Source organism: Parabacteroides sp. AF18-52, assembly GCF_003479145.1.
GTDB lineage: Bacteria > Bacteroidota > Bacteroidia > Bacteroidales > Tannerellaceae > Parabacteroides > Parabacteroides faecis.
This window is the reverse complement of record NZ_QUGR01000003.1, coordinates 1-13,601: the sequence shown is the minus strand read 5'-3', so window position 1 is coordinate 13,601 and position 13,601 is coordinate 1. Positions and strand designations below refer to the sequence as shown.

The 13,601-nt window shown below is 46.3% G+C and carries 10 protein-coding genes; 8 read left to right on the top strand and 2 right to left on the bottom strand.

Annotated features, from left to right (window positions below):
- Nucleotides 1-5: 5 nt before the first annotated feature.
- Both DWX23_RS06905 and DWX23_RS06900 read right to left on the bottom strand, forming a co-directional pair.
- Nucleotides 6-2,774 carry a family 78 glycoside hydrolase catalytic domain gene (locus DWX23_RS06905; RefSeq protein ID WP_122373953.1) on the bottom strand — a complete coding sequence of 923 codons (2,769 nt, stop codon included), beginning with the start codon at nt 2,772-2,774 and terminating at the stop codon, nt 6-8.
- Between the two features lie 35 nt (nt 2,775-2,809).
- A complete protein-coding gene (locus DWX23_RS06900) occupies nt 2,810-5,617 on the bottom strand; it encodes a glycosyl hydrolase (RefSeq protein WP_122373952.1) in 2,808 nt (935 codons plus the stop codon).
- Between the two features lie 237 nt (nt 5,618-5,854).
- Here DWX23_RS06900 and DWX23_RS06895 point away from each other — a divergent pair, with 237 nt between their 5' ends.
- From DWX23_RS06895 to deoC, 8 genes are all read left to right on the top strand, one after another.
- Nucleotides 5,855-7,501, top strand: coding sequence for a family 78 glycoside hydrolase catalytic domain (locus DWX23_RS06895; RefSeq protein WP_122373951.1), 1,647 nt, complete (start codon nt 5,855-5,857; stop codon nt 7,499-7,501).
- A 40-nt stretch (nt 7,502-7,541) separates the two neighbouring features.
- Complete coding sequence (locus DWX23_RS06890; protein WP_122353944.1) at nt 7,542-8,051, top strand: DUF2867 domain-containing protein; 510 nt, start codon at nt 7,542-7,544, stop codon at nt 8,049-8,051.
- Between the two features lie 164 nt (nt 8,052-8,215).
- Nucleotides 8,216-9,304 (top strand): SMP-30/gluconolactonase/LRE family protein, encoded by a 1,089-nt coding sequence (locus DWX23_RS06885; protein ID WP_122373950.1) that lies wholly within the window; start codon nt 8,216-8,218, stop codon nt 9,302-9,304.
- An 18-nt stretch (nt 9,305-9,322) separates the two neighbouring features.
- Nucleotides 9,323-9,706: an electron transporter RnfD gene (locus DWX23_RS06880; RefSeq protein ID WP_075556422.1), complete on the top strand. Its 384-nt coding sequence runs from the start codon at nt 9,323-9,325 to the stop codon at nt 9,704-9,706.
- Nucleotides 9,703-10,182, top strand: coding sequence for a hypothetical protein (locus DWX23_RS06875; RefSeq protein WP_122373949.1), 480 nt, complete (start codon nt 9,703-9,705; stop codon nt 10,180-10,182). The genes DWX23_RS06880 and DWX23_RS06875 overlap by 4 nt, the downstream gene beginning before the upstream one ends.
- 17 nt (nt 10,183-10,199) lie before the next feature.
- Nucleotides 10,200-11,723: a xylulokinase gene (gene xylB, locus DWX23_RS06870; protein WP_122373948.1), complete on the top strand. Its 1,524-nt coding sequence runs from the start codon at nt 10,200-10,202 to the stop codon at nt 11,721-11,723.
- A 20-nt stretch (nt 11,724-11,743) separates the two neighbouring features.
- A complete protein-coding gene (locus DWX23_RS06865; RefSeq protein WP_122354013.1) occupies nt 11,744-12,778 on the top strand; it encodes a zinc-binding dehydrogenase in 1,035 nt (344 codons plus the stop codon).
- A gap of 12 nt (nt 12,779-12,790) precedes the next feature.
- On the top strand, nt 12,791-13,486 hold the full coding sequence (deoC, locus tag DWX23_RS06860; RefSeq protein ID WP_122373947.1) for a deoxyribose-phosphate aldolase: 696 nt from the start codon (nt 12,791-12,793) through the stop codon (nt 13,484-13,486).
- The last annotated feature ends 115 nt before the right edge of the window (nt 13,487-13,601 follow it).

Sequence of the window (13,601 nt, the reverse complement as noted above, 5' to 3'; positions counted from 1 at the left end):
TACGATCACCTATTTTCCACCACAAATTTATAATCTCCCGATCCTACCTCCATACAGGAAAAACCATTGTCATATCCAAGTATTTTCATATCAGACACCCCCTTCAGGGAGCTGCCGCTTTCTGTTATCTTCGAATCTGTCGACGAGGGAAGATATATTCGCGCAGTTGTATTAGCAGGGACTGTTACCTGAAGTTCAAAGATATCCCCTTCCTTCTTCCAATTACTTACGATTGTTCCGTTTACAGATTCATAACTGCAATTTACCCACGAAAGATCGCCGGCCGGTTGCGGCTTGATCACAACTTTACTGAAACCGGGAGCCCCCGGGGTGATTCCTCCCAAAGATTGATACATCCACTCACCTACACTACCGAACATCGGATGGTTTTGTGAAAAGACATTATCCGAATACCTCCAAGTTTCCCACAATGTAGTTGCACCGGATTCCAACATATGGCCCCAACCCGGAAAGTCTTTCTTGGTCGCCATCTCATAAGCTATATCATTTCGGTTGTTTAGGCGCAAAACCTCAAAGACGGCGGGAACTCCGAAAATACCTGAAGCGACATGCCCATCCCATTTATCAATTGCTTGTAACAGGACATTGAAAGCTGTAGCCTTTTCATTTTCAGGAATCAAGTCATAGAACAAGGCAAAAGCTTGCGCAGCCTGGGTACAATTACCGACTTTTCCTGTACCGGCCTTCAGAAACTCTTTAATAAAAGCCTCCTTTATCTCTGAGGCCAACTGAGTATATGTCTGAACATCTTTTGTCCGTTTCGTCAGAGAGGCAAACTCTGCCAATAAAATCACATGATGATAATAATGAGCCGTTGCAAACAATGACGGAATACGTTCCTCAAGACTTTCATGATCATTGATACATCCTCCTATCCTATTCCCTTCTGCCTTCGAACGGAGAAATTCCACCTGTCTACGCAAAGCAGGGTAAAAGTCTACGATAGTTCGCAGATCACCATAATATTCGTATAACTGCTTCTGCATGAAAGCAAAAGCCAATTGCCAGCCAATCGGACCAGAATCGTCTCCCAACCCCTCTGCTGCAATTCCGTTATAAGGAGCTGTTTCCGTTATCCCACCTTCAGGGCGTTGATCGTTAGCAAAGTCTTGAATCGCTTTTCGATAGAAATTCTCCATATCATAGAACCAGCAGAAAGTCCTGGCTGTACCGACAATATCACCGCCGTAACCGAACTTTTCGCGTGCCGGACAATCAGACTGCACGCTGAATAAATTACTGTGGAATGTATAGTCAAGTACTTTATCCAAACGATTTAGCATCGGGTTAGAACATTCGAAACGCCCTGTCTTCTGCAAATCTGCACTCAAACGAACTCCTTCAATATCTGCCAGAGAGGGCCGACCGGGCCACCCGGTTATTTCAATATACCGAAAACCATGAAATGTAAAGCGAGGCGACCATATTTCCTCATCTTCGCCCTTCAAAACATAAACATCTTCCTGCCAGGCAGTCTGAGGTTGTCCGGGCATATTCCAATTGGCATTCCAGACTTTCTTCTGTTGTCCGGCAACCGAGGTCATAACATTCAAACTACCATCCGAATAGACATCTTCTCCGTAACGAATTTTCACGGCTGTTCCTTTCGGACCTTTGACTTTAATACGTGCAACACCGGCAAAGTTCTGTCCCATATCGAATATAAACTCTCCCGGACGGCATTCAGTCATTCTGACCGGTTTTATAACTTCAAGAACCCGGACAGGTGGCTGCATCTGGGCACTCAATTGTCCGGTCGGTATTTCCGGTACCAGTATAGCCTGTTTCCAATTGGCGTCGTCGAAATCCCCGGTATCCCAACCTGGAATCTCGTGACGGGCATCATAATGTTCGCCCAGATAAACATTGTTACGCATAATCGGACCAGTTGCTGTTTTCCAACTTCCATCCGTACATACAGTCTCTATAGAACCATCTGTATACTGAACACGAAGCTGTGCCTTCAGACAAGGCCGACCGATAGTCAGATATTCTCTTAAAGGCTGAAAAATACGGATAGGTAGCGGATTATAGAATCCGTTTCCTAACATAACACCGATCGTATTCTTTCCGGAGGCGATCAATGAAGTAATATCATACGTACTATATAATATTTGTTTCCCATAATTGGTCCAACCTGGATCGAGCACATGGTCTCCGACACGTTTTCCGTTCACACTGGCTTCATAATATCCGATACCGGCTATATATAAACGAGCTTCCTGCACCGGTTTACGTAATTGGAAATCTCTACGAAAGAGCGGGGCAGGATCATCCTTATAGAAATCCTCTTCCTTTTCCGGTGCTTTGGAACCGTCCGCGATCCACTCAGCTTTCCAGTCAACCGAAGACAACATGGCTGTCTCCCACCAAGCCGCCCGACTCCAATCGGAAACCTCACCGTCCTGATTATAAACACGAACCCGCCAATAGTAACGGGTAAAAGGTTTTAACTTTTTACCTGAATAAGTGATATTCACATTCTGTCGGCTATCGACCTTTCCGCTTTTCCAGACCAATTTCCTTCCATGCTGAAGATCATCTTCATTCAAAGAAACCTGTATCTCATAAGCCGATTGCATCTGATTGCGAGCTCGTGACTCCAATTGCCATCCAAGCACTGGGGTTAGGGCATCTGTACCTAATGGATTTTCCACATACTCGCAGGTCAGTTTCTTCAACTGTAACGGTTCGGCACCTGCAAGCCAGACAAAACCAGCCAAAAGACAGATCAAAAGTCCTGTCCTTCTCATATTCAATTTGCTATTCATATCATCTATACATATTACTACATTAGTTTAACAGGTCCCAACATACCCGTCGGTGCCCATTTCTGATAATGTGTCCATGCCTGTCCGATCTTATTTTCAGGAGTGGCTTTCAGATAATTACCCACAGTAGTCGTAATCTTTACCTGTATCGACTTAACCGGAGCTTTCGCCAGATGTTCCGGCAACTGATACACTCGGTTACCATACCATTTGTTGCCTAAATTCTCTCCGTTCACACTGACTTCCGAGACACCGTACACCTTCCCTAAATCCAGATAATAGAATCCTGCCGCATCATTTACCGTCTTTTCATAATACAGGTTTCCGGCAAACGACTGCGTTTCCGGACTGGCAGAGAAGTCTACCAATGTATCCAGTTCCCTCTTGGTCGATTCACCATTAATATGTGCCATTCTCACCGACCATCCGCTCAGTTCCTTAGGAGACGAACTTTGAAGAGGTACAGCCGGAATGGAAAGCTTGGCTACCTTTATTTCCTCAAAAACAATCAGTTTGGAATCTGCCGGTCCCAGGTCTATCAGTAAAGCAGAGTCGGCAGAAACAGGATAAGGAGTCCGTTCGCCTGTTTCCGGATTCCACAACCAGGGTGTTTTTCCGTTAGCTGCAAATGTTGCCTTTATCCGTACCTTATCTTCCGGATTACAATTCGTGATGAAGTAAATATCCTTATCCTCCGTTTGATGACGGATCTGACTCACATAGGGACTCGGTGCATCTATTTTCATATAAGGAACGATACCGCACTGCTGTTGTACCTGACGGAACCACGGCACCATCTCTGTCGGTGCATCCACGGTAAAGACTTGCGACGGATAGGATTCTTTGATACGACCGATCGCTTGCTTTACCCTCTCGTCGTTGGCCTGATGATCTTTAAATCCCGGAGACTTGTAAGGCTCTTTTCCGACAAAGATCAGTTTACCTCCGGCCTTTACAAATTCAACCAACGCCTCAGCCGTTGCCGACATCATCGATTCGACTTCCAGTAATAATAAAGTATTATATTTTCTTTTATTAAATACCAGATTTCCTTTCTTGAAACTACTCTGTTGAATAACATTTTCACTTATATAGTCGCAACTATTCCCATTCTGATGGATCGCTTCCCATACCTTATATTGATAAGACGGATAAAGCAGGCCGGGGAACGGATCACGCTGCGGTCCGTGTATCGTCCACATGTCTGCCAACGGATGCATCACGGCAATATCGGCAAAAAAGTCCGACTCCTGAAGTACAGTCGACACACGGGTCTTGTAGGTCGCCCACAGGTTGAAATAAGGCCACCAGCTATTACGTTCATTCAAGAATGCCCCGTACATAATCCAGCCGGGGAACGGGACTTCCAGAGGACTATAGTTGAAACCATGCAGTATCGAATGGGTGACACCGGAAAGATTACTCTGGTCGCCTGTCATCTTAATTTTTTCCAACGTGGCATTAAAAGCATTATTCGTATTGGTGATCTCCTCACAACTAACCAATCTTTTTCCTGAATAATGAGCAGCAGATGATACGAATTTATTCACGTTCGTATCCGTCGGTGATTTGACGAAAGCATCCTTATCACAACTGTCTGCATTCCAGAACCAGGTTTCACATTCGGGTATATCCACTTCAAACGATGCTTCCAGCGGATGGAATTCGCGTCCATAAGCCTGAACCCTCGATTTGAAATTATATTTATTACACCATTGTGTATAAGGTTTCAAGAAACGATCCCGGACAATATCCATACAGGTTACAAAAAAGTCATAACGAACGCGGTCGACCTCTTCTTTCGCTTCGCCGGACAACTTCGTTGCCGCAGCTCCCTCGATCGCATGCCCCATATGTCCGACTTTATACAGGATGAAAGGTAAATAAGGAGTAACATCATACCCTCTGCGCTTTTGAAACTCATCGGTAAAATCATGACACCAATTTGCTCCTTCCAGCTCCATGCTGTCGCAGAACATAGCACGGAATCCTTTCAATCCTTTGATAGCAGGAAACAGATTATCCGACATGCGGTTCAGGAATTTTTCCACTGCCACCTGATTATAATGGTTTAATACGGGACCGGCGGCACCGGGCGCCCCATTGATCACAGCCTGGAATCCGATAACCTTCACCAAGGCATAGAGAATATACTCTCCTTCCGGCAGCTCCACAGTGATTATCTCCGCCCCCTTCTCAAAAGGAATATCTTTTCCGGCAGAGAAAGTGTCCATTTCAAGAGGAGCCAGACAAAGCGCATGCAATTCACTGGTCGAACCTTCATATCTGGAACCGACCTGCGGAGATGCTTCCTTCAGCAAATCAGCTGTTTTCAACTGCACCTTACCGGGGCCTTTTACTTTTTGGGCGGTCTGTGTCATCAGTTGGGTCTGTTCTTCCGGTTGCAGGAACTCTCCTCCGAAAGGCCATCCTGACCCAACAATAATATCGCAGATCATTCCTCGTTCCTCCGCTCCGGCCAAAGCAACTTTTACCATTTCGATCCATTCGGGACTTAACCATTCCAACGAAGGAATACCCAGATCATCCCCTCCCGGGAAACGGATCGGGTTGATCTCGACCCCTCCGATACCGGCCGCTTTCATTATATCAAGCTCCCGTAAAATTTCTTTTGCCGTCACTTTATCCCCATTCCACCACCAGCGGACAAACGGCCTGGAAGTAACAGGCGGATTCTGAAACAGCATAAACAAACTGTCTCCTTCATTTTCTCTACTGTCAATAAACCGGCATCCTTGCATAAAAGGAATTCCCAGTACGGATACCACACTCGACTTGATAAAGGTTCTTCTTGAAAGGCTCATATTCACATGTATATTGATTAGCAAAAAGTTAGATTTGTAAATGTAGAAAAAAACTTTATAATAAATACGCTATACGAACACGAAAAGGATAAAATCAATCAAACTTTATCACCGTATCATTTTTGTAACATTTAATATCAATAATACAACATGCATCCACCAGATAAACGGTAATTTTATCCGCTATTTCAAGAAAGAATACTTTTGACGAAACACTTACTCATAATCTACAGAAACATGAAAACGACCCTAAAAAGACTTCTCTTAAACTGTTTACTTACCAGTTGTTTCATAACAGCCTACGGACAAGATTTTTACGCACCCCAACGTGCTTCCTGGGCTGAAAAAGCAGAACAAAGTATTCCAAGGCTGACCGTTACCGAAAAAAAGCCTGTCGCCCTGGTCAATATAGTTAAAGACGAAACAGCATTTCAACAATATAAAGCAGTTCAGACTGCCCCTATAAACAAATTATACGACAGTTCGTTTAAAGAGACAAAGTCCGTTATCGTAGACTTTGGGGAACATATAACAGGAAGTTTCAGCTTCAGTACAGACTTGTTGAGAGCCGAATCCGACGCACCTGCCCGTTTCAAGCTGACATTCGGAGAAGTACCGTCGGAACTGGTCACACCTTTCGATCCCTATCAGGGAGGACTCAGCCGTGCATGGTTACAGGATGAGGTTGTTACCGTGATGACGATGCCTGCAACAATGACCATTCCCCGCCGCGTCTCCTTCAGATATGTAAAAATAGAGTTGATCGCCACACCTCCCGGTTACGATTTCTGTATTTCCGGAATGAAATGTGACGCAGTGACGTCGGCTGTCAACACACCTGAAGAGTTATCGGCAACCACACCTCAACTGTTCAAGGATATAGACAGGGTTAGCCTGAATACATTAAAAGAATGTATGCAAACCGTTTATGAAGACGGTCCTAAAAGAGACCAGCGCTTATGGCTGGGAGACCTGTATCTGGAAGCATTGGCAAACAATTATTCTTTCAAACAGTACGACCTGACCAAACGATGCCTGTATCTGCTTGCCAGTTTAAGCGAACACAACGGAAAACTGAATGCGACTGTTTTTGAAGCTCCGGAACCGAAGCCCCAGGCCAAACAACATCTATATGACTATTCTTTCCTGTTTGGCGTGACCCTCAAAGACTACTTACTGGAAACCGGAGACAGGGAGACAGCGGGAGACCTGTGGCCCGTCGTTAAAAAACAACTGGAATCGGCCTACAAATATCTACAGGACGACGGAATGATGAATTACGAGCAAGCCTCCCGTGAATGGTGGATATTCTTCGACTGGAAAGATGGGTTACATCGGGAAGTAGCATTCCATGGCGTTACCATTTTCGCATTCCGGGAAGCCTACGAACTAGCACAACTGCTGAACAAAGAAAATGAGGTATCGCAATTACCGGAGCTTATCAAAAAAATGAAAAAAGCAGTCCGCAAGCATTATTATAATCCAAAAACAGGACTGTTCACCGGCATACTGAACGACCAGGTATCGTACGCCTCCCAGATCTGGATGGTATTAAGCGAAGTACCCACACAAAAAGAAGCCCAAAGGGCATTAAGGGCTTTGAAAACGACAGAAAATGTATGTACGCCGGGAGCACCTTACCTCTTCCATTATTATATAGAAGCCCTGATCAAATCGGGATTGAAAGAAGAAGCCAAAAAAGAAATGGCGGAATACTGGGGCGGAATGATCCACAAAGGGGCTGATACCTTCTGGGAAGTCTATGATCCCCGGAATGAATACCTGTCACCCTACAACTTCTATCCGGTTAATAGTTACTGCCATGCCTGGAGTTGTACCCCTACGTATTTCATTCGGAAATATCCGGAAATATTTCAGAAATAAGTTATATTTGTCTCTGTTCTAACTGAAATACAGAAACATTATGAAAGTAAGAAATTCTACTATTCCTCCTGATAGCCTGATAAACCAATATCTTCCGGCTAATTATTCGGACTCATTCGAATGTGAAACAGACTCGGATAAAAAGATCACGCCGGACGATATTCAGGTATCATTCTGGACAACTATGCCTGGCTGGGTGAATCAGCTGTTCAAACTACGGAATCTACTGGTAAAGCCATTCGGCTTACAAGCCGGAGAAGGAAAGATTCAGGAGTTTAAAGAATGTATCCGGTCAGGAGGCAATTGTAGTTTTGCCAGTGTCACGGACAAATCCCCACAAGAAACAATTGTTTGTCTCGACGATAAACATCTCTGCGCTTATTTATCCATCCATATAGAAAACCTCGAAGGAAATCGTAAAAAGATCAGAAGTATTACCGTTGTACATTTCCATTACTGGCTGGGATATGTTTACTTCTATACTATATGCCCTTTTCATTACCTGGTTGTCAGAAATATGCTCAGATACACATTGAAAAAGTTGATATAAGCAAGTTTACGATTGATTTTTGAAGATATTTGACCGATTACTGAAACCTTATTACTACAGGATTATATTCCTTTGCCAACGAAAAAATGAAAAAAACAACAGATAGCTTTAAGGGATAACCCTCCTTTTTGAGTCTGACTAATATATCAACAAATCTATATATCATGAGAAAAGTGTTTTTAATGTCTATCTTATTATCGGTCTTATTCGGTGCTTGCCACAGGACTTCTCAAAAGAATGCCGCTACGGTAGCCGATGTTACCACCATGCAAAAAAGCGAACTGTTTATGATATTGCCAGACGATTGCCCGACACCCGACGGTATGGCTATTGCCCCGAACGGTGACCTCATCCTGGCTTGTCCCAATTTTGCAAATCTGTCAAAACCGGCCTGCCTGATGCAGATTACCAAAGAGGGAAAAATCAGTAAATGGATGGATGTGCCCGTATTACCGGAAACGGGTTGGGCCGCACCCATGGGAATCACTTTCGATGACGAGGGTAACCTTTTCATTTGCGACAACCAGGGATGGAGCGGAGCCGAAAAGGCCAAAAACAAAGGGAGAATACTCTGTTTAAAATTAGACGGGTATAAGCTGAAAGAAGTTATTGAAGTAGCTTCCGGCATGGAGCATCCGAACGGAATCCGCTTCAGGAACGGGAAATTATATGTAACCCAAAGCTCCTTGTCTTCCATCCAGGACCCGTCCGGTTTGCTGGTCAGCGGTGTATATTGTTTCGATAAGAATGATAAAAATATAAAGATCACCAATACCCGGGAAGATAAAAACCTGATCACCACCGTCATTACCAAGAACAAAGATGTACAGTACGGACTGGATGGCATCGTGTTCGATAAGGAAGGTTATTTATATGTAGGCAACTTCGGTGACGGTACTATCCACCGGATAACAATGGATGGCAACAGCAATGTAACCAGTAATGAGATCTGGGCACAGGACCCTTCACAGTTACGTACCACCGACGGGATGTGTATCGATGACGACGGAAATATCTGGGTAGCCGATTTCTCCGAGAATGCTGTTGCCCGCATCGATAAGGACGGTCGTATTCAGCGTATCGCCCAGAGTCCGGATTGCGACGGAAGCGACGGCGGACTCGACCAGCCGGGAGAACCGATCGTATGGAACGACCAGGTAATCGTTTCCTGTTTCGATATCGTAACAGGCCCCGACAAAGTAAATACCGGACACGACAAGCCTTTTACACTAGCTAAATTGCAACTTAACTAACAGATTAACCATAATATCATGAAACACTACTTATCTACATTTGCCGGATCGGCCATATGCGGAGGTTTTGCTTTCGGCATCTGGCCGGAGCTTTGGAAGACCTACGGCCTCATGGGAGGATGGCTGGCGGCTACACTTATCATCGGGATCATGTGGTACATGAACCATTACAACGGAGCCATATTAAACCCGGAAGGAAAGATATGGCTGGACCAGGGATGGTGTATCGGTTCCGCCGGTATAGCCTGGGGGATCGTCCGTTTCCAGGGCGACATCACACAATTCTTTCTGGCGGCTCCTACCCTGCTTTGTTGTCTGATCGGGGGAGCTTTGGCCGGTCTGACTATCTGGGCGATGCGTTCGTGCGGTAACCGCCTGTCAAAAGAGGAGGAGGCAGTATGAGCGAGTGGTTACAGATTTACAATGAACTGTTCGGCATGTACAATGCCGGTATCATCACCAGTATATTCGGTTCTTTCGCCGTCACATTCACGGTTATATTCTGCTGGCCTAAACTGGTCAGGGACTTTGGAGCAAAGGGAGGCTTTATCGCCGCCGCATTAATCATAGGAACGTTCTGGCTCGTCAACCATAAATTGCCCGGCTTCGGTTTCTCCACCGGGCTGGCTCCGGATGCAAATGGACTGCCGATGCAGTTCAGCCTGATCCATCAAGGTGCACGCGGAAGTGCTCCCTGGGTAGATATGGGTTGGGCCATTGCGATGGGATTTGTGGTTTGCGATACGCTCTGCGCCCCGAAAGGCCAACGTCTGGGCTTATTGAAAGAAGCATTCCCGCGCTGGGTGGTTATTATAGCCGGAGGGATCGTTGGAGGTATTCTGGTCGGACTGACCGGATATACGAATGCTGCATTATAAATAATATTCTATAGACCATGTCAAAATACGTTATTGCACACGACTTAGGCACGAGTGGCAACAAGGCGACTTTATTCAACGAAGAAGGTATGCTGGTCGCCTCCTATGTAGCCTCTTACCGTACCGATTACGCTGCCGGTAACCGGGCGGAACAAAATCCTGCGGATTGGTGGAAAGCGATCGTTGAAACGACTCATGCACTATTGCAAATCGTTTCGCCAGATGATATTGCCGGGGTTGCCCTGAGCGGACAAATGATGGGTTGTTTATGCGTCGATAAAAAAGGAAATCCGCTTTATCCCCACCTATTGTATTGTGATCAGCGTTCGCAGGAGGAGGAAGCGTTCCTGGCCGGGAAGATCGATCCGCTTCATTTCTACGAGATAACAGGCCATCGCATCAGTGCCTCTTATTCGATAGAAAAGCTCATGTGGATACGGAAACATCTGCCGGAAGTATTCACGAATACTTACAAGATGCTCAATGCTAAGGATTATATCAATTTCCGTCTTTGCGGTACGATTGCCACCGATCCGTCGGATGCATCCGGTACGAATGCCTACGACCTGAATCGCTGGGCCTGGAGTGAAGAGATCATCGAGGCAGCCGGACTGGATATTTCGCTGTTCCCGGAAGTACGCTCCTCCATCGATGTGATAGGCGAGGTAACGGAAGAAGCTGCCAAAGCTACCGGACTCCGGAAAGGGACACCGGTCGTTTGCGGAGGCGGTGACGGCAGTTGTGCCGGAGTAGGCGTTGGCTGCGTAGCTCCGGGAACATCTTACAACTACCTGGGATCTTCCTCATGGGTAGCCCTGACTGTAGAGAAACCTGTTGTCGACGAACAGCGGCGCACGATGAACTGGGCGCATGTCGTTCCGGGTATGCTTCATCCGTCCGGCACCATGCAGACGGCAGGAGCTTCCTATAATTGGATGGTTCAGCAACTGTGCCAACAGGAACAGGAAGAAGCCAGACAAAGGAAAGGAAATGTATACGAACTGATCGACGAACAAATCCGGAAATCACCGATAGGTTCCAACAAGCTGCTGTTCCTGCCCTACCTTATGGGCGAACGTTCCCCGCGCTGGAACGTAAATGCCAAAGGAGCCTTTATCGGACTGACCGTAGGACATACGCATGGAGATATGCTTCGTTCCGTCATGGAAGGTATCACCTTGAACCTGGGACTTATCGTGAATATATTCCGTAACCACGTACCGGTTGAGAATATGACCGTGATAGGCGGCTGTGCCAAAAATCCGATCTGGCAGCAAATGATGGCCGACATCTACCAGACAGAAATAAAGATACCGAACTATCTGGAAGAAGCCACCTCGATGGGTGCCGCTATCCTGGCCGGTATCGGAGCCGGACTGTTCAAGGACTTCAGCGTAACCGACCGCTTTATCCATATCGATAAGAAAATCACCCCTATCCCAGCCAATGTGGAGAAATATCAGGAATTAATCGGAGTATTCGATAAAACATACGACCATTTGAAAGAGGTCTATACCGACTTATCGAATTTAAACCTATAAGAAAGAAGATGAAAGGACAAATGAAAAGCGTAATCGCAACAGCTCCCGGCGTAGTAGAAATCCGGGAGATAGATATACCGGCTATCACGCCGTATCAGGCTTTGGTGAAAACCGAGATGGTAGCCTTGTGTAATGCAACCGACAGTAAACTGATATCCGGGCATTTCCCCGGAGCAGACCAGTTCCCGATGGCTCTGGGACATGAGAATGTTGGTATCGTAGTGGAAGTCGGGGCTAAAGTTCGTAACTTCCGTGTGGGTGACAGGGCCATCGGCGGGTTGAATGCTACTTTTACAACTCCTGGATTGAACAGTGCCTGGGGAGGCTTCAGCGAATATGTTGTCGTGAACGATTTCGAAGTGTTACAGGAAGAAGGCCTCGCCACACCGGAACAGGGCTGCTGGGACAGCTTTGAGATTCAGAATGCCGTACCTGCCGATATACAGCCGGAAGAAGCAGTAATAGCGTGCACCTGGCGTGAGATAGTCGGCGCATTTAAAGACTTCCGTCTGGCTCCGGGCAAGAAAGTAATGGTATTCGGTGCCGGTCCCGTCGGGTTGAGTTTCGTCAAACTGGGCAAGTTGTTCGGCCTGGGACAGGTGGATATCGTCGATATGCTTCCCGCCAAGCTGGAACTGGCCAAACAGATGGGAGCAGACAACGGATATACTCCGGCAGAAATCGCCACCCCTGAATTTATAGCCGCAGCCAACCGTTCGTACGATACGATCATCGATGCAGTAGGTTTGCCATCCATCGTTAACTCGGCTCTGCCGCTTATCAAAATGGCCGGCGACATTTGCGTCTACGGTGTAATGACCAAAAATCCGACAATCGATTTAGATCAGGCTCCGTATAACTTCAACCTCTACATCCACCGCTGGCCGACCCGCTCGGAAGAGAAACGGGCCATGATCGCACTGACCGGATGGATACGTGAAGGCCGTCTGTCTGCCTCCGACTTTATCTCCCATCGCTTTAAGATTGAACAAATAAACGAGGCTCTGGAAGCCGTAAAACGTAACGAAGTAATAAAAACAGTATTAACATTCTAAACATCATTTATCATGAACGAAATAATCGCAAACTTAACAGCAGAAAAATTGGCAGGAATGATCGATCATACCTTCCTGAAACCTTTCGGCACGGCAGAGAACATCGAAAAACTGTGTGCCGAAGCACGGAAATATGAATTTGCAATGGTAGCCATCAATCCGGCAGAAGTAGAAACCTGCGTCAAACTGCTGGAAGGTTCGCCTGTTCGTGTCGGTGCAGCCATCGGATTTCCGTTAGGCCAGACGACCACCGAATGCAAAGCGTTTGAAACACGCGATGCCATCGAAAAAGGAGCAACGGAAATCGATACGGTAATTAATGTCCGCGCTCTGCAAAAAGGAAGATTGGACATCGTAAAGAAAGAAATCGAAGATATGGTAGCCATCTGCAAACCGGCAGGCGTGATCTGTAAAGTGATTCTGGAAACCTGCTACCTGTCTGATGCAGAAAAGGAGACAGTCTGCCAAATCGCCAAAGAAGCAGGTGTCGATTTCGTGAAGACTTCGACCGGTTTCGGCACGGCCGGAGCCACCGTAGAAGACGTTGCCCTGATGCGCCGGGTAGTTGGTCCGGAAATCGGAGTGAAAGCAGCAGGCGGCATCCGCGACCTGGATACGGCATTAGCCATGATTAAGGCAGGCGCTACCCGCATCGGTACGTCTAGCGGAGTCTCAATCGTAGAGGCTTACAAAGTTTCTTCCTTATGAAACATTAGTTTCACCTAAGAGAAACAACAGTTTCATCCAGAAGAAACAAATTGAAACTGTAGTTTAACGATTTTAGTTGACTACTTTCTGCCTAATCAATAAAAAGGGTTGACTC

Coding starts and splice junctions, on each gene's coding strand:
- DWX23_RS06905 (WP_122373953.1), bottom strand. CDS start 2,774: ATGAGAAGGACAGGACTTTTGATCTGTCTTTTGGCTGGTTTTGTCTGG.
- DWX23_RS06900 (WP_122373952.1), bottom strand. CDS start 5,617: ATGAGCCTTTCAAGAAGAACCTTTATCAAGTCGAGTGTGGTATCCGTA.
- DWX23_RS06895 (WP_122373951.1), top strand. CDS start 5,855: ATGAAAACGACCCTAAAAAGACTTCTCTTAAACTGTTTACTTACCAGT.
- DWX23_RS06890 (WP_122353944.1), top strand. CDS start 7,542: ATGAAAGTAAGAAATTCTACTATTCCTCCTGATAGCCTGATAAACCAA.
- DWX23_RS06885 (WP_122373950.1), top strand. CDS start 8,216: ATGAGAAAAGTGTTTTTAATGTCTATCTTATTATCGGTCTTATTCGGT.
- DWX23_RS06880 (WP_075556422.1), top strand. CDS start 9,323: ATGAAACACTACTTATCTACATTTGCCGGATCGGCCATATGCGGAGGT.
- DWX23_RS06875 (WP_122373949.1), top strand. CDS start 9,703: ATGAGCGAGTGGTTACAGATTTACAATGAACTGTTCGGCATGTACAAT.
- xylB (WP_122373948.1), top strand. CDS start 10,200: ATGTCAAAATACGTTATTGCACACGACTTAGGCACGAGTGGCAACAAG.
- DWX23_RS06865 (WP_122354013.1), top strand. CDS start 11,744: ATGAAAAGCGTAATCGCAACAGCTCCCGGCGTAGTAGAAATCCGGGAG.
- deoC (WP_122373947.1), top strand. CDS start 12,791: ATGAACGAAATAATCGCAAACTTAACAGCAGAAAAATTGGCAGGAATG.